Genomic DNA, 26,351 nt, shown 5'->3' with positions numbered 1-26,351 from the left:
GGGTTCGATGCAGGGGCTGCCCGCAACCGGCCGCCTTAGCAAAAAGCCAAATTCAAGATGAGCCAGCCCACCTTCAGCGTCGCCGACATCCGCAAGTCGTTCCTCGATTTCTTCGCGACCAAGGGCCACACCGTGGTGCCTTCCAGTTCGCTGGTGCCGGGCAACGATCCGACCCTGATGTTCACCAACTCCGGCATGGTGCAGTTCAAGGACGTGTTCCTCGGCAGCGACAAGCGCCCCTATGTGCGCGCCGCATCCGTCCAGGCCTGCCTCCGAGCCGGCGGCAAGCACAACGACCTCGAGAACGTCGGCTACACCGCCCGGCATCACACCTTCTTCGAGATGCTGGGCAACTGGAGCTTCGGCGACTACTTCAAGCGCGAGTCGCTCAAATGGGCATTCGAGCTGCTCACCCAGGTCTACAAGCTGCCGGCCGAGAAGCTCTGGGCCACCGTCTATATCGAAGACGACGAGGCCTACGACATCTGGACCAAGGACATCGGCCTGCCGCCCGAGCGCGTCGTGCGCATCGGCGACAACAAGGGCGGCCGCTATATGTCCGACAACTTCTGGATGATGGCGGACACCGGCCCCTGCGGCCCGTGCAGCGAGATCTTCTACGACCACGGCCCCGGAATCGCAGGCGGCCCGCCCGGCAGCCCCGATGAAGACGGCGACCGCTACATCGAGATCTGGAACAACGTGTTCATGCAGTTCGACATGCAGCCGGACGGCAGCGTCATCCCGCTGCCCGCGCCCTGCGTCGACACCGGCATGGGGCTCGAACGGCTCGCCGCGATCCTGCAGCACGTTCATAGCAACTACGAAATCGATCTGTTCGATGCGCTCATCAAGGCCGCATCGCGCGAGACCGGCGAAAAAGACCTCGGCAACAAGAGCTTGCGCGTGATTGCCGACCATATTCGCGCCACTGCTTTCCTGGTGGCGGACGGCGTGATTCCGTCGAACGAAGGGCGGGGCTACGTGCAGCGCCGCATCGTTCGCCGTGCCATTCGCCACGGCTACAAGCTCGGCCAGAAGAAGCCTTTCTTCCACAAGCTGGTGCCGGATCTGGTCGCGCTGATGGGCGATGCCTATCCCAAGCTGCGCGCGGACGAAACGCGCATCACAGACACCCTGAAGGCCGAGGAAGAGCGCTTCTTCGAGACGCTCGCCAACGGCATGGAAATCCTCGACGCGGCCTTGGCGGACAACGCCAAGGTTCTGCCGGGCGAAGTAGCGTTCAAGCTGCACGACACCTACGGCTTTCCGCTCGATCTTTCGGCCGACGTGTGCCGCGAACGCGGCGTGGCGGTCGATGAGGCGGGCTTCAATGCCGCCATGGAAAAGCAGAAGGCGGCAGGCCGCGCGGCGGGCAAGTTCAAGATGGAGCGCGCCGTCGACTACAGCGGCGCGGCCAATGCCTTCACCGGCTACGAGCATCTCGAAGAGAAGGCGACCGTCGTCGCCTTGTACTTCGAAGGCGCACCGGTCCAGCAGCTGAACGAGGGCCAGCCGGGCATCGTCGTGCTCGACACCACGCCTTTCTATTCCGAGAGCGGCGGCCAGGTGGGCGACCAGGGCGTGATCGTCGCCGAGGGCGTGCAGTTCGGGGTCGACGACACCCAGAAGATCAAGGCGGACGTCTACGGCCACCACGGCGCGCAGACGCAGGGCACGCTCAAGATCGGCGACAAGGTCACGGCGCGCGTCGACACCGAGCGCCGTGCTGCCACCATGCGCAATCACAGCGTCACCCACTTGATGCACAAGGCACTGCGTGAAGTGCTCGGCGGCCATGTGCAGCAGAAGGGCTCGCTGGTCGATGCCGACAAGACGCGCTTCGACTTTGCGCACAACGCGCCCGTGACGGCCGAGCAGATCGTCGAGATCGAACGGCGCGTGAACGCTGAAATCCTCGCCAACGAGGCCACGCAGGCGCGCGTGATGGACATGGAGTCGGCTCAGAAGACCGGCGCCGTGATGCTCTTCGGCGAGAAGTACGGCGAAACCGTTCGCGTGCTCGACATCGGCAGCAGCCGCGAGCTTTGCGGCGGCACGCACGTTTCGCGCACGGGTGACATCGGTGTCTTCAAGATCGTGAGCGAAGGCGGCGTGGCTGCCGGCGTTCGGCGCATCGAAGCGGTGACCGGTGCCAATGCGCTGGCCTACCTGCAGCAGCTCGAATCCACGGTTCACAGTGCGGCGGCGACGCTGAAGGCGCCGGCCTCGGAGCTGCAGGCGCGTCTGGCGCAGGTGCTCGAACAGGTGCGCGCGCTGGAGCGCGAAGTGGGCTCGCTCAAAGGCAAGCTGGCTTCGTCGAAGGGCGACGAGCTCCTGGCGCAGGCGGTCGATGTCAATGGCGTCAAGGTGCTTGCGGCAAAGCTCGACGGCGCCGACGCCAAGACGCTGCGCGACACCATGGACAAGCTCAAGGACAAGCTCAAGTCGGCGGCCATCGTGCTCGCAGCGGTCGACGGTTCCAAGGTGCAGATCGCTGCCGGCGTCACGGCCGACGCCATGGCCAAGGTCAAGGCCGGCGAGCTGGTCAACTTTGTCGCCCAACAGGTTGGCGGCAAGGGCGGCGGCAAACCCGACATGGCGATGGCCGGCGGCACCGATGCGGCCGGCGTGCCCGCGGCGCTCAAATCGGTGCAAGCCTGGGTCGCCGAACGCCTGCAAGCGAAGGGATGAAGGGCGACGAACTGCCCGTCGATGTCCTCGTGATGGGGGCCGGCACCATCGGGTGTTTCATCGGGGGCAGTTTGGCGGCAGCCGGCGTGCGCGTCGCATTGGTTGGGCGCCCCCGGGTGCTGGGCGCGCTGGCGTCACGCGGCATCACGCTGACGGATCTGGATGGCGCCAGCCGCCACGTCTCGCCGGACATGATCCAGCTTGCCGAGGCGGTACCGCCCGGCATTCGTCCGGGGCTGGTGCTGCTGACAGTGAAAAGCGGCGCGACCGCAGACGCCGCGGCCGAACTTGCCACGCGGCTTCCGGTGAACACCACAGTGCTTTCCCTGCAGAACGGCATCTCGAACGCGGCCGTGGCATTGGAGGCTGCGCCTTCACTCAACATCCTGCCGGCGATGGTGCCCTACAACGTCGCGCAAATCGGACCGGGCGAATTCCATCGCGGAACCGTGGGCCGGCTCGCTGCCAAGGACGACCTGGCGCTTCGACGCTGGGTTGCGGTGTTCGAGCAAGCCGGCGTTCCGATCGATCTGCACGCCAATCTCCTGCCGATCCAGTGGGGCAAGCTGCTGCTCAACCTGAACAATCCGATCAACGCCTTGTCCGGGCTCCCTCTGCGCGAAGAGTTGCTTCAGCGGGGTTATCGCCGCTGCCTCGCCGCGCTGATGGATGAAGCGCTCGCCGAACTCGCGAGGGCCGGCATTCAACCGGCGCAGTTGGCCGCTGTCCCTGCGGCCAAGCTGCCGGGCATCCTGCGGCTGCCGACACCGCTTTTTCGCATCGTCGCAGCCCGCATGTTGCGCATCGACGCGAAGGCGCGTTCGAGCATGGCGGACGATCTGGCGCTGGGCCGCCGCACGGAAATCGATGCGCTGTGCGGCGAGGTCGTGCGGCTCGCCGCTTCGAACAAGTCAAACGCGTCTCGCAACGCAAAGATGGTCGAACTGCTCGAAGCATGGCCGGAGCGCAAGGAGCGCTGGCCGGCTTCACGGCTGATGGCAGAGCTCGGGTTGTAGCCGGGCCAAACCTGTTTCTAGGCGCCTCGGCCGGCCGGCGCGACGCTCGCGCCCTGGATACGATGCCGCGCGAGCGCCTCGGCCACGAATCCGCTGGCCTTCATCTCTTCAACAAACGCCGCGAGCGCCGCGCCGGCCTCGGCGCCGCGCGAAGCGGGCGTCCCCATCGCCTGCTGGATCACCATGAACCGGCCAGGTAGCAGGCGAAGACCTCCGACACGTGCCGCTTCCGTTTCGAGCACTTGCCGGATGCCCGCGGCAACATCGGCCTGGCCTGCATGAAGACTTTCCATGACTCCCTTGGCGCCTTGCACGCGCACGATCTGCGCCTGCTTGATCTCGCGCGTCAGAAAGAGGTCGTACGCGCTGCCTGTGCCGACGGCGATGCGGTGTGTATCGCGGTCCACCTCCTCGTTGCGCGTGACGGGCGACGCCTCCGCGACCAGGTAGCTGCCTTCGATCAGCACATACGGCGCGGTGAACTGCATGCCTTCGCTGCGCAATGGGTCGATCGCGAAGAAGCCGATGTCCGCCTGTTCGTTGCGCACCGCGTCAACCGAGGCGGCGGCCTTTTCGGAGACGACGAGTTCCGCGGAAACGCCGAGCCGCCGTGCGAATTCATGGGCCAGATCGATCGACACGCCAACCGGCTCTCCGGTGGCGACATCCCGGTTCGCGAGGATGGGATTGCCGAGATTGATCGAGGCGCGCAGCGCGCCGGTGGGTGCGAAGGCCGAAACCACGGCCACGGGGAGGGTGGTGCTCATTCCGCGATTCTGCCGCGGGATGGCTTTTCAGCCGCATCCGGCAGGGTCGCCGTCTGACATCGCCAGTCCGGATCGCGCCCTAGCGTTGGATGACATCTTCCGAGCGGAGTCATCCAATGGCCACACAGAATGACACGACACCAAAGCGCCCCTTCCGACTGATGGCAGTGCTGCTGGCCATATTTATAGTCGGCGGCATTGTTCTGGTGCTGATCTGGAAAGAAAAGCCGGTCGAGCCCGCTTCGTCGTCACCGGCTGCCCAGCAGCCGATGCACAACTCGAACGCGTCTCCCACCGCTGGCAAACCTTGATGCGGCGGGCGTGCGGTGACGACATAATTCGCGCCTCATCCACTTGAGAGCTGCCGAACGGCGCCCGCTGCCGTCACTTGCTCCCGCCATGACTGCCTTTGCTCAATATCCCAGCCTTGTCGACAGAACAGTCCTCATCACCGGCGGTGCCACGGGCATCGGTGCCTGCCTCGTCGAACGCTTCGTCGCGCAAGGCGCGAAGGTCGGCTTCATCGATATCGATGCTTCCGCCGGAGCCACGCTGGCGCAAACGCTCGCCGGCGCGCGCCATCCGCCGTTGTTCGTCGCGGCGGACCTGACCGACATCGCGGCGCTCGAGGCCGCCATTGCGTCGGTACGCCAGCGCTTCGGCCCCATCACCGGGCTGCTGAACAATGCCGCCAACGATCGCCGCCACCGCATCGAGGACACCACGCCGGAGTCGTGGGACGCCGGCGTCGGCGTGAACCTCAAGCACCAGTTCTTTGCGGCACGCAACGTGATGGACGACATGCGCGCGGCTGGCGGCGGATCGATCGTGAATTTCGGCTCGATCAGCTGGAAGCTCAAGCAGGGCGGCATGCCGGTCTACACCACCTCCAAGGCAGCGGTGCAGGGGCTGACGCGCAGCCTGGCGCGGGATCTCGGTGCATTCAACATCCGCGTCAACACACTGGTGCCGGGTTGGGTCATGACCGACAAGCAACTGCGCATGTGGGTGGACGACCAGGCACGTGTGGACATCGCGCGGGGCCAGTGCATCGACAAGCCGCTCATGGCCGATCACATCGCCAGCATGGCGCTTTTTCTCGTCGCGGACGAGAGCGCAATGTGTACCGCGCAGGATTTCATCGTCGACGGAGGCTGGACGTGAGGGCAGGGCGCTCGCGATTCCTCACGACCCATTCATCTGAAAGCACGACATGACCGCAACCTCCACAACTTCCAAGACACCCACCAAGACCGCTCGTTACCAGGGCCTTTTTCCGGTGGTGCCGACCACATTCGATGAGCAAGGCAATCTCGATATCGCCAGCCAGAAGCGCTGCATCGATTTCATGATCGACGCCGGCTCCGAAGGGCTGTGCATCCTGGCCAATTTTTCAGAGCAGTTCTTGCTGTCCGACGATGAACGCGAGGTGCTCACGCGCACGATCCTCGAACACGTCGCCGGCCGCGTTCCGGTGATCGTCACCACTACGCATTTCAGCACCAAAGTCTGCGCCGAACGCAGCCGCCGCGCGCAGGACATGGGGGCCGCGATGCTGATGGTAATGCCGCCCTATCACGGTGCCACCTTCCGCGTCTCCGAGCCGCAGGCCCACGAGTTCTATGCGCAGTTGTCGGACGCGGTGGGCATCCCGATCATGATCCAGGACGCTCCCGCCGCCGGCACGCCGTTGTCGGCCGCCTTCCTCGCGCGCATGGCCAAGGAGATCGAGCATGTGGCGTACTTCAAGATCGAAACGGCGGGCGCCGCGGCCAAGCTGCGAGAACTGATCCGCCTCGGCGGCGATGCGATCGAAGGACCGTGGGACGGCGAAGAAGCCATCACGCTGCTGCCGGACCTCGAAGCGGGTGCGACCGGTTCGATGACCGGCGGCGGCTTTCCGGACGGCATTCGCCCGATCCTCGATGCCTATCGCGCGGGTCGGCGCGACGAAGCCATTGCCGCATACGAGCGGTGGCTGCCGCTCATCAACCTCGAAAACCGGCAGTGCGGCCTTCTCGCGGCCAAGTCGCTGATGAAGGAAGGCGGCGTGATCGCCTGCGAGGCGCCGCGCCATCCGTTCCCTGCGATCCATCCTGCGAGCCGGTCGCTCTTGATCGAGACTGCGCGCCGCCTCGACGCGCTGGTCCTGCGCTGGGGGCGCTGAGGCCGGCTATGCCACTGCGGGCTGGCGACCCTTGCGATAGAGCGCCAGGGTGGCGCCCAGTCCGCACACGGCTGCCACGCTCAGCCAGTAGGCCGGCGCCGCCTTGTCGCCGGTAGTCTCGATCAGCCAAGTCGAGATCGCCGGTGTGAAGCCGCCGAACACGGCGGTTGCGAGACTGTAGGCCAGCGAGAAGCCGACGACGCGCACTTCGACCGGCATCACTTCGGTCAGCGCCACGACCATGGCGCCGTTGTACATGCCGAACAGGAACGAGAACCACAGCAGCACGTCGAGCATGCGGCCGAAGCTCGGCGCCGCCGCGAGCCAGTGCATGGCCGGATAGGCGCTCACGATGGCGAGGATCGTCACGGCCAGCAGCAGGGGCTTGCGGCCGATGCGGTCCGAAATCGCACCGCCTATCGGAAGCCAGATGAAGTTGGTCATGGCCACCAGCAGTGTGACGATCAGGCTGTCTCGCGCGCTCAGGTGCAGCACGGTCTTGCCGAAAGTCGGCGTGTAGACCGTGATCAGGTAGAAGGTCGTGGTGGTCATCGCCACCAGCAGCATGCCGGCAAGGACGATGCGCCAATTGCGCGCCATCGACTGGAACACCTCGCGCGTGGTCGGATGGTGCTTGCGCGCCTGGAAGGCTTCGGTCTCCTGCAGCGAGCGACGCAGCACGAAGATGCACGGGATGATCATGCAGCCGACGAAGAACGGAATGCGCCATCCCCAGGCTGCGAGCGCGGCCGGGTCGAGCATTTCGTTGAGTGCGAAGCCGAGCGCAGCGGCGAGCACGATCGCGACTTGCTGGCTCGCCGATTGCCAAGAGGTGTAGAAGCCCTTGTGCCCGGGCGTCGCCATCTCCGACAGATAGACCGACACGCCACCCAGCTCGGCGCCCGCCGAGAAGCCCTGCAGCAGACGGCCCAGCAGCACGAGCAACGGTGCAATGACGCCGATGCTTGCGTAGCCCGGCACGAAAGCGATCAGTACGGTGCCGCTCGCCATGATTCCGAGCGTCACGATCAGGCCCTTGCGGCGACCCACTTCATCGATATAGGCACCGAGCACGATCGCGCCCAGCGGACGCATCAGGAAGCCTGCGCCGAACACCGCGAAGGTCAGCATCAACGAGGCGAAATCGCTGCTCGCGGGAAAGAAGGCCTTCGAGATGTAGGTCGCGTAGAAGCCGAAGAGAAAGAAGTCGAACTGCTCGAGGAAATTGCCACTCGTCACGCGCAGCACGGCGCCGAGCTTGGAGGTGCTTCGCGGCGGCGCCGTTTGGCTGGGGGCAAGGGTGGCAGTGGTCATGGTGCGTCTCCAGGTGATGGCCAGGGCCGCGGGTGCGGGTGTCCTCATCGTAGGGAGCGAAGCTGTCGAACGGCCGTCCGCGGCGTCGGGGTATGTCCCGGGCGTCGGAGTCAGGCGCCGTTCAGCGTGGTGGGTGTTGAGCGCCCCGGAGCCGCGCACTGAAGGAGCACTGAAGTCGTACGGCGTGTGCTTACAAAAGACTAGGGTTTGTACCTATCTTTGATGACAAGTTTGCGAATATTCTTCATAGATCGTTCCATTAATAAACCAGTGTTTAATTAGTGGAACGAACCAGCCAGAATCCGAACCTCGATTCCACCCTTGCACGGATCGCAACCACCATGACGAAGCAGACTCGCCGCCAAGCCCTCGCTCTTGCCCTGTCTCTCGCAAGCGCCGTTTGCGCAGGCCCCACGTGGGCGCAAGCCTTTCCGAGCAAGCCTGTGACGATCGTGGTGGCCTATCCGGCCGGCGGCGATACCGATGCGCTGGCCCGGCTCTTCGCTGAAAAGCTCTCCACACGCATCGGCCAGCCGGTGGTGGTCGACAACCGCCCGGGCGCAAGTGGCGTCATCGGCAGCAACTACGTCTCCAAGGCGTCTGCCGACGGCTACACCTTGCTGCTGGCGCCGAGCACCTTCTCGATCGCCCAACTGGTGCTCAAGACCAACGGTTCGGCCGGTTATGACGTGCTGAACGGCTTCACGCCGATCATCGAGACCGGCACCTTGCCGCTCGCACTCGTCGCGAGTTCCGCGTCCGGCATCAAGTCCTTCAAGGACGTTGCGGTCGCCGCCAAGGCGCAGCCGTTGACCTTCGCGAGCCCGGGCAGCGGCTCGCCCATGCACATCCTGGGCGAGATGGTCAACAAGGCGACCGGCACGGACATTCGCCACGTGCCGTATCGCGGCGTCGCGCCGGCCGTCAACGACGTGCTTGGCGGCCACGTGCCGCTGACCTACATCACGCTCGGCCCGGTCGAGCCCTACCTGCCGAACGGCAAGATGGTGGTGCTTGCGGTCGCAGACCAAAAGCGCTCGCCGCTCGCGCCCAACGTGCCGACTTTCCAGGAACTGGGCGTCAAGGGCGTTGAAGTGACGGCGTGGCACGGCCTCTTCGGACCCAAGGGCATGCAGCCGGAGACCGTGAAGATGCTCAATGCCCACTTCAACGAAATCCTGAAGATGCCGGACGTCGCGTCGCGCATGGCAACGCTGGGCGCGGTGCCGCTGGGCGGCTCGCCGGACGTGCTCGCCAAGACCAACGCCGCGGACTTCGAGCGCTTCGGCCGGATCATCAAGGAATTGGGCATTCAGGCCGACTGACACCGGAAACGACGCCATGACCTCAGTGAACACCACCGCCGACCCCGCCAGCCTGCAGGCGCTGCTTGCCGAACTGCCCGCCAATCTGCTCGCCGGCCGCCGCGTGCTCGTGACCGGCGCCGCCCGCGGACTGGGGCTGGCCTTTGCGAAGTGCATCGCGAAATCCGGCGCGAGCGTCGTGCTGGCCGACATCCTGTCGGACCTGGCCGAGACCGAGGCGCACGCCATGCGCGAGGCCGGCTTCACGGCGCACGCGCTCGCGATCGACCTGTCCGACCCGGCTTCGATCGAAAAGGGCGGCGCCGAAGCCGCCCGGCTGCTCGGCGGGCTCGATGGACTGGTCAACAACGCCGCCATTACCAACTCGGGCGGCCGCGACGCGCATGCCCTCGAAATCGACATGTGGGACCGCGTGATGAACGTCAACGTGCGCGGCACCTGGCTCGTGAGCCGCGCCTGCCAGCCTGCGCTCGCCAAGAGCGGCCGTGGCGCGATCGTCAATCTCGCGTCTGACACCGCGCTGTGGGGCGCGCCCAACCTGCTGGCCTATGCGTCCAGCAAAGGCGCGGTCATTTCGATGACGCGTTCGCTTTCGCGCGAGTGGGGCGGCGACGGCATCACGGTCAATGCCGTGGCGCCCGGCCTCACGCTCGTCGAAGCGACCGAATACGTGCCCATGGCGCGCCACCAGAAATACCTCGAAGGCCGCGCCATTCCGCGCGAACAGCAGGCGGTCGACGTCTGCGGCGCGGTGCTGTTTGCGCTCTCGGGCCTTTCGCGCTTCGTGACCGGCCAGTTGCTCGCCGTCAACGGCGGCTTCGTGATGCATTGATTTTTTCGAACCCATTTTTCGACCAAGGAGAACCCATGAGCGATCTGTCCGAACAAAAGAACATCGATGAAGCGCCAAGCTGGGCGCAGCCCGAAGGCGCGAGTCTCGAAGCGTGGATGAACACCCGCATCGCGCGCTATTCGACCCGCAAGTACGACTGGGATGCTCTCAAGTTCCAGGCCGACCTGGACCCCAAGTTCCGCCGCGCGCAGATGCGCTACGTGGGCACCGGCGGTACCGGCGTCGCCGCTGACATGAACACCGTGCCGGCCGAGAACTTCACCTTCTCGACCATGGTGATCCCGGCCGGCCATGAAGGCCCGCCGCATTTGCACACCGATGTGGAAGAAGTCTTCTTCCTCATCCGCGGCAAGCTCAAGGTGGTCATCGAGAAGGATGGCGAGCGCTTCGAAACCATCATGACCGACCGTGACCTGATCTCGGTTCCGCCTGGCGTTTATCGCGAGGAGATCAACATCGGCGATGAGGATGCGCTGATGTGCGTGATGCTGGGCGCGAAGAAGCCTGTGACGCCGACCTATCCGGCCGATCACCCCCTCGCAAAGATCAAGAGGTAGGCACTCCCCCAGGCTTGCCCACTTCGTGTGGCCGCCTACCCCCTCGCCGGGGGCAATACCGGCGGCCCGGCAGAGCCGGTTCCGCGGTATTTCTGGAACAAGACCCCTATGAACAACGATTCCGCCACTGATATGCAGAGCTTGCCGTCCTCCGAAGTCGCCCGGTTGAACGCGCGGTTTCCGGCGCGGAATGTGTCGGTGAATGGCGGCGTCATTTCTGTGCGGGAGTGCGGCCGGGGGCCTGCGCTGGTTTGTCTGCACGGCATTGGCTCGGGTGCGGCGTCCTGGCTCGATACGGCGCTGCTGTTGGCGCCGCATGCGCGCTTGGTTGCGTGGGACGCACCGGGGTACGGGGAATCGACGCCGGTGGATGCTCTCGTTCCGACTGCGGCCGACTACGCGCAGCGCCTGCATGCATTGCTGGATGCGCTGGAGATCGATTCCTGCGTGCTGGTGGGGCATTCGCTGGGTGCGCTGACGGCTGCTTCGGCAGCGCGTGCGGATTCGCCGATGGCCTCTCGCATCGATCGGCTCGTTCTCATCAGCCCGGCTGCCGGATATGGAGCGCCGGCGCGCGCCGATGCCCGTCAGCGCGTTCACACGGAGCGACTCGACACGCTCGCAAAGCTCGGCATCGCCGGCATGGCGGCGCAGCGTTCGGGGCGCCTCGTTTCTGAAAACGCCAGCGAACTCGCGCGGCAGTGGGTCCGCTGGAACATGGCGCGTCTCAATGACCACGGCTACCGGCAAGCGGTCGAGTTGCTTTGCGGCGGCGACCTGATGGCCGACCTGCCACCCGCGATGCCGGTGCGCGTGGCTTGCGGCGCGCTCGACGTCGTCACCACGCCCGCTGCATGCGAAGAGGTTGCGCGCCACTGCGGGGTTGCGCTCGAACTGATCGCAGGTGCCGGACACGCAAGCTATGTCGAACAGCCCGCGACCGTCGCCGCAATGCTGCGCGACGTGCTGTCGGTCTGAATCGACGTCGATCCACAAGCAATCAACAACAAGCAACAAGCAACAAACAACGGGAAGCAGAGACATGACCACCCCTGGCAATGAAGTGATCGAAGAGGGCGCGGACCGCTACAACGTTCCGGCACTGGAGCGTGGGCTGCGCGTGCTGTGCGAATTCAGCCGCGAGAACCGCACGCTGTCAGCGCCCGAACTGGCGCGCCGCTTCGAGCTGCCGCGCTCGACGGTGTTTCGTCTGCTGACGACCCTGGAGAGCATGGGATTCCTGGAGCGCACCGAAGGCGGCCGTGACTACCGCCTGGGCCTTGCCGTGCTGCGCCTGGGCTTCGAATATCTGGCTTCACTGGAGCTGACGCAACTCGGCACGCCGCTGTTGCAGCGCCTGTGCGAAGAGCTGCGCACGCCTTGCAACCTGGTGGTGCGCGACGGCCGCTCCATCGTCTATGTCGCGAAGGTCGCGCCGCCCACGCCTTTTGCCAGCTCGGTCACCGTCGGCACACGCCTGCCAGCGCATGCGACGGTGCTCGGCCGCATCCTGCTCGAAGACCTGAGCCTCGTGCAGTTGCGCGCGCTGTACCCGGAAGGCAAGCTCGAAACCTTCTCGCCGAGCACACCCAAGACCGTCGACGAGTTGTTCGAGATGGTCCAGAGCGACCGCGAGCGCGGCTACGTGCTGAGCGAAGGCTTCTTCGAATCGAACATCTCCACCATCGCAGCGCCGGTGCGCGACCACAGCGGCCATATCGTGGCTGCGCTGGGTGCCACCATCACCTCGGGCCACATCGAGGAAGTCCGCATGGAAGAGATGGTGCGGCGGGTGCGCGAGACGGCGGACGGCATCTCCAGCTTGCTGAACTACTCGCCCGCCTCCAAGGTGGTTCCGCTGCACGGCGGCAAGCGTGCCTGAAGCGCAGGGGATGACGGTCATGACGACGCCCGCGATTTCCACCTCGTTCTTCTCGTCCGACGCACTGGCGGGCCGCGTGGCCGTGGTCACGGGCGGCTCCTCGGGCATTGGCCTCGCGACGGTCGAGCTGTTGCTGGACTGCGGCGCAGCCGTGGCGCTGTGCGGCCGCAATGCCGAACGGCTCGATGCCGCCGTGGCGGGCCTGCAAGCCAGGCGTCCGCACGCCAAGCTCTTCGCGCGCGTCTGCGACGTGCTCGACCCTGCCGCCGTGGAGAGCTTCGCCGCCGAGAGTGAAGCTGCGCTCGGGCCGGCCTCGATGCTCATCAACAACGCCGGCCAAGGTCGCGTGTCGACGTTTGCCGACACCGAAGACAAGGCCTGGACCGAAGAGCTGAACTTGAAGTTCTTCTCGGTCATCCATCCCACGCGCGCCTTCCTGCCGCAGCTTGCGGCGCAGCGCGTGGTGCTCGGAGACGCGGCCATCGTCTGTGCCAATTCGCTGCTCGCGCGCCAACCCGAGCCGCACATGGTGGCGACGTCGGCCGCACGTGCCGGCCTGCTCAACCTCGTGCGCTCCATGGCCACGGAGTTCGCACCGCAAGGTGTGCGCGTCAACGGAATCCTCATCGGGCTGGTCGAGTCCGGCCAATGGCGCCGCCGCTTCGAGGCGCGCGAAGACAAATCGCTCGACTGGTCCGCCTGGAGCAGCCAGCTCGCGCAGAGCAAACACATTCCCCTCGGCCGTCTCGGACTTCCCGTCGAAGCCGCGCGCGCCATTCTCTTCCTCGCTTCGCCACTCGCTTCGTACACGACGGGTGCCCACATCGACATCTCCGGAGGCCATTCCCGCCATGCATAACCCCACCAACACCGTGACCGTCGGCGCTGTCGTCGCGGCCTTTCTCGAACAGTGCGGCGTGAAGGCTGCATTCGGTGTGATCTCGATCCACAACATGCCGATCCTGGACGCGTTCGCGCAGCGCGGTGCCATCCGCTTCATCTCGGCGCGCGGCGAGGCGGGTGCGGGCAACATGGCCGATGCCTATGCACGCTCCACCGCCAGCCTGGGGGTGTGTGTGACCAGCACCGGGCCGGCAGCGGGCAATATCGCGGGCAGCATGGTCGAGGCGCTGACGGCGGGTGCGCCCCTGTTGCACATCACGGGCCAGATCGAGACGCCCTACATCGACAAGGGCATGTCGTACATCCACGAGGCGCCCGACCAGCTCACCATGCTGAAAGCCATCTCCAAGGCCGCCTTTCGCGTGCGCAGCGTCGAGACCGTGCTCGGCACGCTCAAGCGCGCGGTGCAGGTCGCGATGACCGCGCCGACAGGTCCGGTGAGCATCGAGATCCCGATCGACATCCAGTCGGCGCTCATCACGATGCCGGCGGATCTGTCGCCGCTGCCCATCGACGCGGCCGTGCCTTCGAAGGCGGGTCTCGATGCGCTGGCCGCCAGCCTTGCCAAGGCCAAGCGCCCGATGCTGTGGGTCGGCGGCGGCGCACGCAATGCCGGTGCGGCGATCAAGCGCCTGCAGAAGCTCGGCTTCGGCGTCGTCACTACCACGCAGGGTCGCGGTATCGTGCCCGAGGACGATACCGGCTCGCTCGGCGCCTACAACATCCAGAAGCCGGTCGAGGAGCTCTACCAGACCTGCGACGCGATGCTTGTGGTGGGCTCGCGCCTGCGCGGCAACGAGACGCTCAAGTACGAACTGAAGCTGCCGCGCCCGCTTTACCGCATCGACGCCGACGCCGCAGTCGAAGGTCGCTGCTACGCCACCGACGCGTTCGTTTGCGGCGACTCGGCGTTGGCGCTCGATGGCTTGGCCGACCGCCTCGAAGCGATCGAGTACAAGGCCGATCCGAAGCTGCTGAGCGATCTGCGCGCCGCCCATGACCTGGCGGTGGCCACTCTGCGCGATGGCCTCGGCCCTTACGCCGAACTCGTGCGCCAGCTGCAAGCGGTGGCCGGCCGCAACTTCAACTGGGTGCGCGACGTGACTGTGTCCAACAGCACCTGGGGAAATCGCGAACTGCGTGTGTTCGAACCCAGCGCCGGCGTGCACGCCACGGGCGGCGGCATCGGGCAGGGCATGCCGATGGCGATCGGTGCGGCCATCGGCGCTGCCGTGACAGGCTCGGGCCGCAAGACCTTCTGCCTGGCCGGCGACGGCGGCTTCATCCTCAACCTGGGCGAACTCGCCTGCATGGTGCAGGAGAAGGCTCCGATGGTGATCGTGCTCATGAACGACAAGAGCTACGGCGTCATCAAGAACATTCAGGACGTGCAGTACGGCGGGCGCCGCTGCTACGCCGAACTGCACACGCCTGACTACGACCTGCTGTGCAAGTCGCTCGCGCTGCCGCACGCTCGCGTGCAGAGCCTGGACGACCTCCCCGCGCGATTGGACGAAGCGCTTTCGACCGACGGACCCTTCCTGCTGGAGATCGACATGCTGTCCATCGGCGGCTTCAAGAGCGCGTTCGCGGGCCCGCCGACCAACAAGATCACTCAGATCCCCGCGCTCGGCGTGCTGGGCAAGTGAGAGAGGGCATGAGCATGTCCGTGCTTCGTATCGCACTCATCGGCTGTGGCGCCATCGGCACTGCCGCGCTCGAATTGCTGCGCGGCGATGGCGACATCTCGGTCGCGGCGATCGTCGTGCCGGCGGATGGGCTGGAGGCAGCGCGTGCCGTCGCAGAGCGCCTCGCGCCGGGCGCGCAGGTCGTGTCTTCGGTGCCTGCGGTTGGCATCGACCTCGTGATCGAAGCCGCAGGCCATGCGGCGATCGAAGCGCATGTTCTCCCGGCGCTGCAACGCGGCACGCCATGCATCGTGGCCTCGGTGGGCGCTTTGTCGGCGCCGGGGTTGGCGGAGCAACTCGAAGCCGCGGCAACCGCCGGCAAGACGCAGGTGCAGCTGATCGCAGGCGCGATTGGCGCCATCGACGCGCTCGCAGCGGCTCGCATCGGCGGCCTCGACAACGTGCGCTACACCGGCCGCAAGCCGCCGCATGCGTGGAAGGGAACGCCCGCAGAGCAGGGCCGCGACCTCGCCGCGCTGAAGGGCGAAGCGGTGATCTTTGAAGGCAGCGCCCGCGAGGCTGCGACGCTTTATCCGAAGAACGCCAATGTGGCCGCGACGGTGTCACTGGCGGGCCTCGGTCTTGACCGCACGCACGTGCGCCTCATCGCCGATCCATCGATCGTCGAAAACGTGCACACGGTCGAGGCGACCGGTGCGTTCGGCAGCTTCGAGCTGACGATGCGCAATAAGGCGCTGGCGGCCAACCCCAAGACATCCGCATTGACGGTGTACAGCGCGGTGCGCGCGCTACGCAACCGCGTCGCCTCCCTCTCGATTTGAAACGAGACCCCCATGATTTCTTCTGAACTGCTCCCTCTCAATATCGCTGGCGAATGGCGCCTGGGCGGTGGCGAGACCTACGAGAGCCTTTATCCGGCGACCGGCGAACCCATCGCACGCCTGTGCGCCGCAAGCCTCGCTGATGTCGAAGAAGCGATCCAGCGCGCCGACCATGCCTTCCGCACGAGCGGGTGGGCGCAGAAGCTGCCGCACGAACGCGCCACAGTGCTGCATCGCGTCGCCCATCTGATCCGGGAACAGGCCGAGAGCCTGGCGCAGAAGCAGCGCCTGGACAACGGCAAGCCCATCAGCGAGACGCGCGCGCTGGTGGCGAGCGCCGCGGGCACCTTCCAGTTTTTCGCGGCCGCGCTGGAGACGCTCGAAGAAGCCATCACGCCTTCGCGCGGCGCCTTCGTGACGATGAGCGTGCACGAGCCGATGGGCGTCGTTGCAGCCATCACGCCGTGGAATTCACCCATCGCGAGCGAAGCACAGAAGCTCGCGCCTGCTCTGGCGGCAGGCAATGCAGTGGTCGTCAAGCCTGCGGAAGTCACGCCGCTGATGGCGCTCGAACTCGCACGCATCTGCGAAGAAGCCGGCGTGCCGAAGGGCATCGTCAGCGTGCTGCCGGGCAAAGGTTCGGTCATCGGCGATGCGATCACCAAGCATCCGCTGGTCAAGCGCGTGTCGTTCACCGGCGGCACGACGACCGGCAAGCACATCGCGCACATTGCCGCGGACAAGATGATGCCGGTGTCGCTCGAACTCGGCGGCAAGTCGCCGACGATGGTGCTGGAAGATGCCGACCTCGACCATGCGGTCAACGGCGTGCTCTACGGCATCTTCAGTTCGTCGGGCGAATCGTGCATCGCGGGCTCGCGTCTGTTTGTTGCGCGCTCGATCTACGACGAGTTCTTGACGCGGTTGGCAGAAGGAGCCAACGCATTGCGTGTGGGCGACCCGGCTTCGGAGCGCACGCAGATGGGCCCGCTGATCACGGCGCGTCATCGCGAAGGCATCGAACGCTACGTGGAGCTGGGCGTGCACGAAGGCGGCCGCATTCGGACCGGCGGCGTGCGTCCGCATGGCAACGGCCTGGACAAGGGCTACTTCTACACGCCGACCATCCTCGAAGGGCTCACCAACAGCGCGCGAATCAGCCAGGAAGAAATCTTCGGGCCGGTGCTCGTCGCGATGCCCTTCGACAACGAAGAAGAGCTGATCGCGCAGGCCAACGACAGCATCTATGCGCTGGCCGCAGGCGTGTGGAGTCGCGATTTCAAGCGCGCATGGCGCCTGGGCCGCGCGGTGCAGGCCGGCACGGTCTGGGTCAACACGTACAAGCAGTTCTCGGTGTCGACGCCATTCGGCGGCTGGCGCGACAGCGGCCTGGGCCGCGAGAAGGGCCGCGAAGGCATCTTCCAGTACATGGAGCAGAAGAGCATGTACTGGGGCACGAACGAACAACCCCTGCCATGGGTGGACCTATGAACACCCCCAGGCTTGAAGGTACGAACACCCCCAGGCTTGCCCACTTCGTGTGGCCGCCTACCCCCTCTAGGGGGCAATACCAGCGGCCCGGCGAAGCCGGTTCCGCGGTATTTCTGGAACTGGAAGGAGACTGAGATGAGTGTTTTGGGTATTGATCAGATTACTTATGGGGCGGATGACCTCGCTACGTGCCGCACGTTTTTTCTGGACTGGGGGCTGAGTCTCAAGTCGGAGGCGATGGATGAACTTGTCTTTGAATGCCTTAATGGGTGCCGCGTTATCGTTGCGGCGTTGGACAAAGCTGGGCTGCCACCTGCGATCGAAGAGGGGCCGACGGTGCGTGAGGTGGTCTGGGGTGTCGAGAGCGACGCCGATCTCGACCGCTACGCTGCAGCGATCGCCAAAGATGAAGGCTTCGTCGACGGCATGGTCGAAGGCGCACGGCGCATTGGCTGCACTGATCCGAACGGGCTCGCGGTGCGCCTGCAGGTCAGCCGCAAGCACGCGGTCGATATCGACTGCGGCGCGATGAACACCTGGAATGCGAAGCCGCGTGTGAACCAGGCTGCGCCGGTTTATGAGCACGGCACGCCGATCGAAGTCGGACACGTCGTGTTCTTCGTCAGCGACGTTCAGGCGACGAGCGCGTTCTATGGCGATCGCTTTGGCTTCGTTGCTTCCGACAGCTATCCCAATCGTGGGTCGTTCATGCGCTGCGCACCGAGCGGCGGTCATCACGATCTCTTCCTGCTGCAGTTGCCGTCGGGCAAGCGCGGGATCAATCACGTGGCTTTCACCGTGCGCGACATCCACGAAGTGTTCGGCGGTGGTCTGCACTTCTCGCGCAAGGGTTGGGAAACGCAGTTGGGGCCGGGACGGCATCCGGTGTCCTCCGCGTACTTCTGGTACTTCAAGAACCCGGCTGGGGGCTTGATCGAGTACTACGCCGATGAAGACCAACTCACCGCCGACTGGCAACCGCGCGAGTTCGAGCCGGGCCCGACCGTGTTCGCCGAATGGGCCGTCGATGGCGGACTCGATGGCAACACGCGTCGCCAAAAGAACGTCGAAGGCCCGCAGGGCAAGTTCCTCACTGAAAAGAAATGAACACACTGAACATGAATCGCCGCGTCTCCCTTGTCCGTGTTTTCGGCACGGCGCTCCTTTCCATCGCCGCCGTGATGTCAGCCCATGCACAGACCGATGCGCAGAAGCAGCTTGCGAGCAATCGCTTCACCATCATTTCGCCGTTTCCGCCCGGCGGGCCGGTCGACACGCTGGCGCGGATGCTTTCCGAAGGGCTCGGCAAGCGCTACGGGCAGGCAGCGGTGGTGGAGAACGATGCGGGCGCTGCCGGCAACATCGGCATGGACAAGGTCAAGCGCGCCAAGGCCGATGGGCACACGCTGCTGGTGGTGCCCGCGGGCAATCTCACGATCAACCCGACGCTGATGCCGAACTTCCCGTTCAACATCGAGAAGGACTTTGCGCCCATCACGATGCTCGCGAAGGCGCCGAACGTGCTGGTGGCTTCGCCGGCCTCGGGCATCAAGAGCGCGAAGGATCTCGTCGCGATGGCGAAGGCCAAGCCGAACACGCTGTCGTACGCATCGCCTGGTGTGGGCAGCGGCCTGCATCTCGCGGGCGAGCTATTCAAGCAGCAAGCGGGTGTCGATCTGCTGCACGTGCCATACAAGGGCACGGGGCCTGCGCTCAATGACGTGCTCGGTGGCGTGGTACCGCTGATGTTCAGCAACCTGCCCGCGACGCTGCCCTTCATCAAGAGCGGAAAGCTGATTGCGCTGGGCGTGACCGAAGCCAAGCGCACGCCTGTCGCGCCGGAAATCCCGACGCTGGCGGAGCAGGGCATCCAGGGCGTGAACGTGACTTCGTGGTACGGCTTGCTGGCGCCTGCCGGCACGCCGCAGGCGGTCATCGACCAACTGGCGAAGGACGCGGCCGAAATCCTGGCGGAGCCGCAAGCGCGCGAACGCCTGCAGACGCAGGGCATGACCACCGCAGCGATGAAGCCGGCCGAGTTTGCCGCCGCGATGCGTGATGAGACGGCCGTGTGGGCCAAGATCATCAAGGCTCGCAACATCGTCGCCGAATAACGAGAACAAGAAGAGGAGACGCACATGTCAACGAAGCAATCCACCAGCAGCACCGTCGACACCATCGGCATCGTCGGCGCCGGCATCGGCGGCCTGGTCGCTGCCATCGCACTGCGCCGTGCAGGGCACGACGTCATCGTGTTCGAGCAGGCGAAGGAATTCGCCCGCGTCGGCGCCGACATCAACCTGACGCCCAACGCTGTGCGGGCCCTCGACGGCCTCGGCGTGGGCGAAGCCGCCCGCGTGACGGCGGCGCGCCCTTCGCACCGCATCAGCCGGACCTACGACACGGGCGAGGAAACGTCGCGCCTCGAGATGGCCGACTCGGCCGAGCAACGCTATGGCGCGCCACAACTCACCATCCACCGCGCGGACCTGCTGGCGGCTCTGGCAGAGATGGTGCCTGCCGAATGCGTCGCGCTCGGCAAGCGCGCCAAGTCGATCGCGCCCGATGACAACGGTGTGAGCCTGAGCTTCGAAGACGGCACCAGCGCGCGCGTCGGTGTGTTGATCGGCGCGGACGGAATCCACTCGGCGGTGCGCACTGCCATGTTCGGTGCCGAGAGTCCACGTTTCACCGGCATCGTTGCCTACCGGGCCGTCGTGCCAGCCGAGCGTGTGGCCGCCGTGCCGAACCTGGGCGCCTTCACCAAGTGGTGGGGCCCGAATCCGCAGAGCCAGATCGTGACCTTCCCGCTGAACCGCGGCAAGGACATCTTCATCTTCGCGACCACGCCCCAAGACACCTGGCACCTCGAATCGTGGACCGCACCGGGCAGCGTCGATGAGCTGCGCGAGCAATACGTGGCTTATCACCCCGAAGCGCGCGCCTTGCTTGACGCTTGCGACACGGTGCTCAAGACCGCCTTGTATGAACGCGATCCGATGCAAGCCTGGGCCTCCGGCCGCATGGTGCTGCTCGGCGACGCGGCGCATCCCATGCTGCCCTTCATGGCGCAGGGCGCCGGCATGGCGATCGAAGACGCGGTGGTGCTGGCGCGCCATCTCGAAGGCGTGCTCGCCAGCGAGGCTCCCGAAGCGCTCAAGCGCTATGAGCAGGCCCGAATCGAGCGCGCCAGCAAGATCCAGCTCGGCTCGCGCGGCAACAACTGGTTGCGCGAAGGCGGCAACGCCGACTGGGTGTATGCCTACGACGCCTGGGCCGTTCCTGTGGCTGTCGATGCCACGAGCGCGAGCGTGCAATGAACACCACGCCCGTCGCTTCGCCGAGCATGCTTCTCACCATCGTGATGAAGCACCACCCCGGCCTCACGCTGGACGACGTGCAGTCGCGCATGAAGGCCAGCGACTGGTGGGAATCGTTCCCGCCCGAGGGCACGCGGGTGGTTTCGTGGACGGTGGCGATGGGCCTGGGTCAGATCCTCACCCTGGAGCTTCCGCCCGAGAAGCTGCCGTTGGTGAACCTCGAACTCGAACGTCGTGCGTGGGGCGTGTTCAGCACCGAGTGCTATGCGACCTACGACTTCGTTCCGGTGCGCGAACGCATCCGCGAGCGCGTACGCAACGGCGGCCAGTGAGGCCGCGACAACCGACCTCTGTTTTTTCCGCACGTCCAACCTACCTCGATGGAGCGAACCATGACTGACCGAAACCTCGACCCGCACCAGGCGCGCACGCGTACCCCCACCACTTATGAAGACCTGCTCGGCGACGCGATCGAGCGCGCCTTCGCGGCAGGCATCCATGACCTTCCGGGCCTCGTGGAGGCGCTGAACGGCAGCGGCCTGAGCAGCCCCAGCGGCAAGCTCTGGACCGAGGCCATCTACCGCGAAGAGATCGCCGCCCTGGGCGCCTGATTTCGCCCCGACCCCATTTCTTCCTTTCAAGAGGAACCATCATGACAACCACCCACGGTGACCCGGTCGATCAAGTGCTCGAAGCCGGTCTCAAGGATCTCTGGTATCCGATCTGCCCGTCGAGCTACATCAAGGAATCGCCTGTTTCGCTTCGCCGCCTCGGCCGCAAGTTCGCCTTCTGGCGCGATCACGCCGGCAAGCTGCATGCGCTCGAAGACCGCTGCCCGCACCGCGGCGCTCCGCTGTCGCAGGGCGTGATCCTCGGCGATCGCCTGTCGTGTCCCTATCACGGCGTCGAAGTACGCTGCGACGGCGTCGTGACCAAGGTGCCCGGCAGCCCCGGCTGCAAGCTCGAAGGCTCGCAGGCCACGCGCTTCTTCCATGTGGAAGAGAAGGCCGGCGCAGTCTGGCTCTACAACGGCAAGGAATCGGTCGATACGCCGCCGCCGCTGGTGCTGCCCGAGCAGCTGACCAATGACGATGAATACTCTTCCTTCCTCTGCTATGCGGAGTGGAAGGGCGACTACCGCTACGTGCTCGACAACGTGATGGACCCGATGCACGGCACCTTCCTGCACAAGCAGTCGCACTCGATGGCCGAAGGCGATTCGACCGCCAAGTTCGGCATCCGCCAGACCGACACCGGCTTCGTGTTCGAAAAGGAAGGCCAGCGCAACGTCAACTTCGACTGGACCGAATGGGCGGACACCGGCGTGCACTGGATGCGCCTGGAAATTCCCTATCCGAAGACTGGCGGCCCTGGCGGCAACTTCATCATCATCGGCAGCTACACGCCGGTTTCGCCGACGCTGTCGTGCGCCTTCCATTGGCGCGTGCGCAAGCTGCCGAAGGGCTGGGAACGCGACACCTGGCGCTTCCTCTACAAGAACCGCCTCGAAGCGCGCCACTGGCACGTGCTCGAACAGGACCGCGTGCTGATCGAGAACATGGAGCCCGATGCCAACCAGCACGAGCAGCTCTATCAGCACGACCTGGGCATCGTCCGCCTGCGCCGCCACATGCGCGGCCTGGCGACGCAGCAGCTCGAAGCCAGCGCGCAAGCCGCATGACCTCGCAAGCCGCCATGCCGGTCCGTCGCGTCGCTTGCGAAGCGGTGCCCGATCTGCCACACGCCACCTGGTCCAACGCGCTGGTCGTCGGGCAAGAGGTGGTGCTGTCCGGCCAGACCGCGCATCCCGCGACTCGCGATGCTGCGCAGGCTGGCGCGCCGCTCGGCGCCTATGAGCAGACGCTCGTGGTGCTTCGGAAGATCCAGCAGTTGCTGCAAGCGGCAGGCGGGGGCGTGCACAACATCGTCAAGCTCGTCGTGTACGTGACCGACATCGCGGACAAGGACGAAGTCGGGCGCGCGCGGCGCGAGTTCTTCGCGCAGGCGCCCGGATCGCCTTACCCGGCCTCCACGCTGCTGGCGGTGCAGGCGCTGGTCTTTCCTGAACTCCGCGTCGAGATCGACGCATTCGCGCGGCTCGACGTCGACCTGCGCGCCGCCCAATGAATTGAATCGCTTTTCCGAGGTTCCGCCATGTCATCCCCCACGCTGAACGCCCTGGTGCACACCATGCGCTATGAAGCCGACGGCATCGTCAGCGTCGAATTCCGCCCGGCCTCACCGGACGTGGATTTCCCCGCCTTCGAGGCCGGCTCGCACATCGATCTTCATCTGCCGAACGGGCTGGTTCGCAGCTATTCGCTGTGCAACCCGTCGACCGACCGGCAGCGCTATGTAGTCGGCGTGCTCAATGATCGCAAGAGCCGTGGCGGTTCGCGCTACGTGCACCAGCAGTTGCGCGTCGGCATGACGCTGCCGATCTCGGCGCCGCGCAACAACTTCAAGCTGGAAGAGGGCGCGGAGCGTTCCGTGCTGGTGGCCGGTGGCATCGGCGTGACGCCCATCTGGTGCATGCTGCAGCGCCTCGTGGCGATCGGCAAGCCGGTCGAAATGCTCTATTGCGCGCGCAATCGCAAGGAAGCCGCCTTCTGCGAAGCGATCGGCGCCTTGGCCGCCGAGAAGGGCGTGCCGCTGACCTGGCATTTCGATGAAGAGAAGGGCGGCCCGCCAGACCTGGCGGGGCTGCTGGCGGACAAGGGCGCCGACAGCCACTACTACTGCTGCGGCCCCACACCGATGCTCGACGGCTTCGAGAAGACTTGCGAGAAGCTCGGCTATCCGCACGCGCACATCGAGCGCTTTGCGGCTGTGCACGTCGAAGCGCCGAGCGCAACCCAGACCTACATGGTCGAGTGCGTAAAGAGCGGCAAGACCGTCGAAGTGCCGCCGGGCAAGTCCATCCTCGACAGCCTGATCGATGCCGGCCTGAACCCCGACCACAGCTGCAAGGAAGGCGTTTGCGGCGCCTGTGAAACAAGGGTCATCTCGGGAGAGATCGACCACCACGACGGCATCCTCAGCAAGCAGGAACGCGCGTCGAACAAGACCATGATGATTTGTGTCTCGGCATGCAAGCGCGGTCCGCTTGTGCTGGACATCTGAGTCCACTCGCCAGCTTTCCTCAACTCCCTGCAAACTCCATGAAGAAGAAAATTGTGGCCGTGGCCGCATGCACGGTCGCGTCCCTGGCCTGCGCGCAATCGAGCGTGACCCTCTTCGGCGTCGTCGACGCCGCGGTGACCTACACGACGGGTTCGGGACCGGTTTCGACCAGCAAATGGCAGCTGACCAACAGCGCCAACACCTTCAGCCGGCTGGGCTTTCGCGGCACGGAAGACCTGGGCGGCGGATATGCCGCCGGCTTCTGGCTCGAAGCCGGCCTGCAGAACGACACCGGCAGTGGCTTTTCGACCAACACCAACAACCAGGCGAGCGGCAACACACAGCCCGGCGGCCTGACTTTCAACCGCCGCTCGACGGTCAGCTTCCTGGGCCCCTTCGGCGAAGTGCGTCTGGGCCGTGACTACACGCCCACCTTCTGGAACACCGCGCTGTTCGATCCCTTCGGCACCGGCGGCGGCATCGGAGCGAACCAGATCTACTTCTCGGCCCTTGGCGGCCTCGTTTCGCCGACCGGCACGCGCGCATCGAACAGCGTCGGCTATTTCCTGCCGCCTGTGCTCGGTGGCTTCTATGGGCAGCTGATGTACGCGATGGGCGAGAACGACTCGAACGCGGTGCTGCCGGGCCCCGTGCCGCTTTCCACGAAGAACGACGGCGACTACGCCGGCGCGCGCGTGGGCTACCTCAACGGCCCGTTCAACATCGCACTGTCGACGGGCAAGACCCGCTACGCAATTGGCGACCTGCGCGTGACGAACCTCGGCGCCTACTACATCTTCGAGCCGCTGATGAGCCTGAAGCTAATGGCCGAGTACTACGAGGAGTCGCAAGGCTCCGTGGACGGCAAGGGGGCGCTCGTGGGCTTCATCCTGCCGATCGGTGCGAGCGAGATCAAGGTCTCGTACGCACGCTACAAGCGCGAGCCCGCGGGCAATCTGCCGGAGCCCACTTCTTCGAAGATCGCGCTGGGCTACATCTACAACCTGTCGAAGCGAAGCGCGGTCTACGCGACCGTCGCACGACTGACGAACAGCAACGGTGCATCGCAGGCGCTCGGCGGAGTGATGACTTCGCCGAACCACGCGTCGACCGGGACCGAATTCGGAATCCGCCACGCGTTCTAGCGCGGCTACCCAAGGAGCAATGCAATGCAAGCGAAACAGTTTCGTTGGTACGGCGTCATCACGTTGTTCGTGATCGTCGCGATCTCCTACATCGACCGGATCAACATCGCCGTGCTGATCACCGACGCCGGTTTCCTCGATCACGTCGGGATCGCCAGGAGCGATCGCGTCAGCCAGGGACTCCTCGCGACGGCGTTCATGGTCGGCTACGGTGTTTCGGCATTCGTGCTGACGCCGTTCTGCGCGGCGCTCTTCGGGGTACGCAAAAGCCTGATCTTCGGCTTGCTGCTTTGGGGGGTGGTCACCTTCATCACGCCCTGGTTCAGCGGCTACGGAATGTTGTTGGCGTCGCGCGTGCTGCTGGGTGTGTCCGAAGGGCCGTTGTTCTCGCTGGCTTCGTCCTACATCAAGGCGCATTTCGAGTCGCACGAGAACGGAAAGCCCAACTCCTTCGTCAACATGGGCACGGGGCTCGGCCTGGCGCTCGGCTATCCGATGATCGGCCTGCTGCTCGCCAGCTTCCATTGGGAAATGTCGTTCTATGCGCTGGGCTTGCTCAACATCGCCCTCGGGATTCCGCTGGTGATCGCCTTCGTTCGCATGCCCGCTTCATACGCCGACATGCGCAAGCCGGCTTCTTTCGGCGAGGCCATGTCGAAGGTGGGCGACATCGTGAAAGGTGCGCTGCACACGCGTTACCTGGTGCTGATCACCGTGCTGACTTCGGCCACGCTCGCCTATCTCTGGGGCAGCAGCAACTGGCTGCCGACCTACCTGAAGGAGGCGCGCGGTTTCTCGCTGCGCGAGATGGGCTGGCTCGCCTCGTTGCCGCAGTACGCCACGGTGGTTGCGGTGATGGTGGGCGGCATGCTCATCGACAAAATCGAGCGGCGGCGCGTGCCGTTCATCTTCATGGGGGCGAGCCTGGGCGTTGCATTGGCGGTGCTGTGGGCGATCAATGCGCAGGACCGCTACACGGCCGCCTACGCACTCATTGCGGCCAACTTCTGCTGGGGTCTTGCGAGCCCGGCGATTCCGAGCACGGTGCAGTATTGCTCGCGCCCCGAACACGTGGCCAGCGCATTCGGCGTTGTCAACGGAACCGGCAGCCTGGTTGCCGGCTTCATGCCGGCGGTGATGGGCGGCGTGATCAGCGCGGTCACTGCCGGCCAAGGCACTTCCGGCGGAGCGGCTTCGGGCTTCTTCGCGGGGTTCTCGCTGCTGATCGGCACGCAGGCGATCGTGTTCATCTGCGGCTTCATCCTTTGGCTCAGGGAGCGCCACGTGCCGATGTCCAGGGTGAGCGCCACGCCCGCCTGAGAGC

Annotated in this window: 26 protein-coding genes; 24 read left to right on the top strand and 2 right to left on the bottom strand. The window is 65.4% G+C overall.

Features of this window, described 5'->3' with window-relative positions; genetic code table 11:
• Positions 1–57 precede the first annotated feature (57 nt).
• Complete coding sequence (alaS, locus tag AC1DEK_RS02585) at positions 58–2,694, top strand: alanine--tRNA ligase (protein ID WP_478123623.1); 2,637 nt, start codon at positions 58–60, stop codon at positions 2,692–2,694.
• A complete protein-coding gene (locus tag AC1DEK_RS02580; RefSeq protein ID WP_478123622.1) occupies positions 2,691–3,710 on the top strand; it encodes a 2-dehydropantoate 2-reductase in 1,020 nt (339 codons plus the stop codon). The genes alaS and AC1DEK_RS02580 overlap by 4 nt, the downstream gene beginning before the upstream one ends.
• Positions 3,711–3,727: 17 nt before the next feature.
• On the opposite strand, the gene AC1DEK_RS02575 is transcribed toward AC1DEK_RS02580, so the two are convergent.
• Entirely contained in the window at positions 3,728–4,477 is a 750-nt protein-coding gene (locus AC1DEK_RS02575; RefSeq protein WP_478123621.1) for a transporter substrate-binding domain-containing protein, read from the bottom strand.
• A 116-nt stretch (positions 4,478–4,593) separates the two neighbouring features.
• On the opposite strand from AC1DEK_RS02575, the gene AC1DEK_RS02570 reads away from it, so the two are divergent.
• The 3 genes from AC1DEK_RS02570 to AC1DEK_RS02560 all read left to right on the top strand — a co-directional run bounded on the left by AC1DEK_RS02570 (position 4,594) and on the right by AC1DEK_RS02560 (position 6,644).
• Positions 4,594–4,788 (top strand): hypothetical protein, encoded by a 195-nt coding sequence (locus tag AC1DEK_RS02570; protein ID WP_478123620.1) that lies wholly within the window; start codon positions 4,594–4,596, stop codon positions 4,786–4,788.
• Positions 4,789–4,876: 88 nt separating this feature from the next.
• Positions 4,877–5,641, top strand: a complete 765-nt coding sequence (locus tag AC1DEK_RS02565) for an SDR family NAD(P)-dependent oxidoreductase (RefSeq protein WP_478123619.1) — start codon at positions 4,877–4,879, stop codon at positions 5,639–5,641.
• Between the two features lie 49 nt (positions 5,642–5,690).
• Positions 5,691–6,644 carry a dihydrodipicolinate synthase family protein gene (locus tag AC1DEK_RS02560; protein WP_478123618.1) on the top strand — a complete coding sequence of 318 codons (954 nt, stop codon included), beginning with the start codon at positions 5,691–5,693 and terminating at the stop codon, positions 6,642–6,644.
• Positions 6,645–6,650: 6 nt separating this feature from the next.
• Here the strand turns inward: AC1DEK_RS02560 and tcuC are convergent, their stop codons facing one another.
• On the bottom strand, positions 6,651–7,958 hold the full coding sequence (gene tcuC, locus AC1DEK_RS02555) for a tricarballylate/proton symporter TcuC (protein WP_478123617.1): 1,308 nt from the start codon (positions 7,956–7,958) through the stop codon (positions 6,651–6,653).
• A gap of 341 nt (positions 7,959–8,299) precedes the next feature.
• Here tcuC and AC1DEK_RS02550 point away from each other — a divergent pair, with 341 nt between their 5' ends.
• The 19 genes from AC1DEK_RS02550 (at position 8,300) to AC1DEK_RS02460 (ending at position 26,347) form a co-directional block, all read left to right on the top strand.
• A complete protein-coding gene (locus AC1DEK_RS02550) occupies positions 8,300–9,283 on the top strand; it encodes a Bug family tripartite tricarboxylate transporter substrate binding protein (RefSeq protein WP_478123616.1) in 984 nt (327 codons plus the stop codon).
• Positions 9,284–9,299: 16 nt separating this feature from the next.
• The gene (locus AC1DEK_RS02545; protein ID WP_478123615.1) at positions 9,300–10,115 is read left to right on the top strand and encodes an SDR family oxidoreductase; all 816 of its coding nucleotides are present in this window, start codon (positions 9,300–9,302) and stop codon (positions 10,113–10,115) included.
• A 35-nt stretch (positions 10,116–10,150) separates the two neighbouring features.
• A complete protein-coding gene (locus tag AC1DEK_RS02540; protein ID WP_478123614.1) occupies positions 10,151–10,693 on the top strand; it encodes a cupin domain-containing protein in 543 nt (180 codons plus the stop codon).
• A 108-nt stretch (positions 10,694–10,801) separates the two neighbouring features.
• On the top strand, positions 10,802–11,671 hold the full coding sequence (locus AC1DEK_RS02535; protein ID WP_478123613.1) for an alpha/beta fold hydrolase: 870 nt from the start codon (positions 10,802–10,804) through the stop codon (positions 11,669–11,671).
• A gap of 64 nt (positions 11,672–11,735) precedes the next feature.
• Entirely contained in the window at positions 11,736–12,575 is an 840-nt protein-coding gene (locus AC1DEK_RS02530; protein ID WP_478123612.1) for an IclR family transcriptional regulator, read from the top strand.
• Positions 12,576–12,594: 19 nt separating this feature from the next.
• Complete coding sequence (locus tag AC1DEK_RS02525; protein ID WP_478123981.1) at positions 12,595–13,434, top strand: SDR family oxidoreductase; 840 nt, start codon at positions 12,595–12,597, stop codon at positions 13,432–13,434.
• Entirely contained in the window at positions 13,427–15,127 is a 1,701-nt protein-coding gene (locus AC1DEK_RS02520; RefSeq protein ID WP_478123611.1) for a thiamine pyrophosphate-binding protein, read from the top strand. Before AC1DEK_RS02525 ends, AC1DEK_RS02520 begins: the two co-directional genes overlap by 8 nt.
• Before the next feature lie 20 nt (positions 15,128–15,147).
• Entirely contained in the window at positions 15,148–15,948 is an 801-nt protein-coding gene (locus AC1DEK_RS02515; RefSeq protein ID WP_478123980.1) for an aspartate dehydrogenase, read from the top strand.
• Between the two features lie 12 nt (positions 15,949–15,960).
• Positions 15,961–17,439: an aldehyde dehydrogenase gene (locus AC1DEK_RS02510; protein WP_478123609.1), complete on the top strand. Its 1,479-nt coding sequence runs from the start codon at positions 15,961–15,963 to the stop codon at positions 17,437–17,439.
• A 135-nt stretch (positions 17,440–17,574) separates the two neighbouring features.
• Positions 17,575–18,546 (top strand): VOC family protein, encoded by a 972-nt coding sequence (locus AC1DEK_RS02505; RefSeq protein ID WP_478123608.1) that lies wholly within the window; start codon positions 17,575–17,577, stop codon positions 18,544–18,546.
• Positions 18,543–19,553 (top strand): Bug family tripartite tricarboxylate transporter substrate binding protein, encoded by a 1,011-nt coding sequence (locus tag AC1DEK_RS02500; RefSeq protein ID WP_478123607.1) that lies wholly within the window; start codon positions 18,543–18,545, stop codon positions 19,551–19,553. Before AC1DEK_RS02505 ends, AC1DEK_RS02500 begins: the two co-directional genes overlap by 4 nt.
• Before the next feature lie 24 nt (positions 19,554–19,577).
• Positions 19,578–20,759 (top strand): FAD-dependent monooxygenase, encoded by a 1,182-nt coding sequence (locus AC1DEK_RS02495; protein ID WP_478123606.1) that lies wholly within the window; start codon positions 19,578–19,580, stop codon positions 20,757–20,759.
• Positions 20,756–21,091 carry a hypothetical protein gene (locus AC1DEK_RS02490; protein WP_478123605.1) on the top strand — a complete coding sequence of 112 codons (336 nt, stop codon included), beginning with the start codon at positions 20,756–20,758 and terminating at the stop codon, positions 21,089–21,091. Before AC1DEK_RS02495 ends, AC1DEK_RS02490 begins: the two co-directional genes overlap by 4 nt.
• 60 nt (positions 21,092–21,151) lie before the next feature.
• Positions 21,152–21,370 (top strand): recombinase-like helix-turn-helix domain-containing protein, encoded by a 219-nt coding sequence (locus AC1DEK_RS02485; protein ID WP_478123604.1) that lies wholly within the window; start codon positions 21,152–21,154, stop codon positions 21,368–21,370.
• Positions 21,371–21,411: 41 nt separating this feature from the next.
• Positions 21,412–22,440, top strand: coding sequence for a Rieske 2Fe-2S domain-containing protein (locus AC1DEK_RS02480; RefSeq protein WP_478123603.1), 1,029 nt, complete (start codon positions 21,412–21,414; stop codon positions 22,438–22,440).
• Entirely contained in the window at positions 22,437–22,886 is a 450-nt protein-coding gene (locus AC1DEK_RS02475; RefSeq protein ID WP_478123602.1) for a RidA family protein, read from the top strand. Before AC1DEK_RS02480 ends, AC1DEK_RS02475 begins: the two co-directional genes overlap by 4 nt.
• Before the next feature lie 27 nt (positions 22,887–22,913).
• Positions 22,914–23,882 carry a PDR/VanB family oxidoreductase gene (locus tag AC1DEK_RS02470; protein ID WP_478123601.1) on the top strand — a complete coding sequence of 323 codons (969 nt, stop codon included), beginning with the start codon at positions 22,914–22,916 and terminating at the stop codon, positions 23,880–23,882.
• Between the two features lie 38 nt (positions 23,883–23,920).
• Positions 23,921–25,027 carry a porin gene (locus tag AC1DEK_RS02465; RefSeq protein ID WP_478123600.1) on the top strand — a complete coding sequence of 369 codons (1,107 nt, stop codon included), beginning with the start codon at positions 23,921–23,923 and terminating at the stop codon, positions 25,025–25,027.
• A 24-nt stretch (positions 25,028–25,051) separates the two neighbouring features.
• Positions 25,052–26,347 carry an MFS transporter gene (locus tag AC1DEK_RS02460; protein WP_478123599.1) on the top strand — a complete coding sequence of 432 codons (1,296 nt, stop codon included), beginning with the start codon at positions 25,052–25,054 and terminating at the stop codon, positions 26,345–26,347.
• Positions 26,348–26,351 lie beyond the last annotated feature (4 nt).

It is taken from the genome of Variovorax sp. 10N420 (genome assembly GCF_056394705.1).
This window is presented reverse-complemented; position numbering and strand designations above follow the sequence as displayed.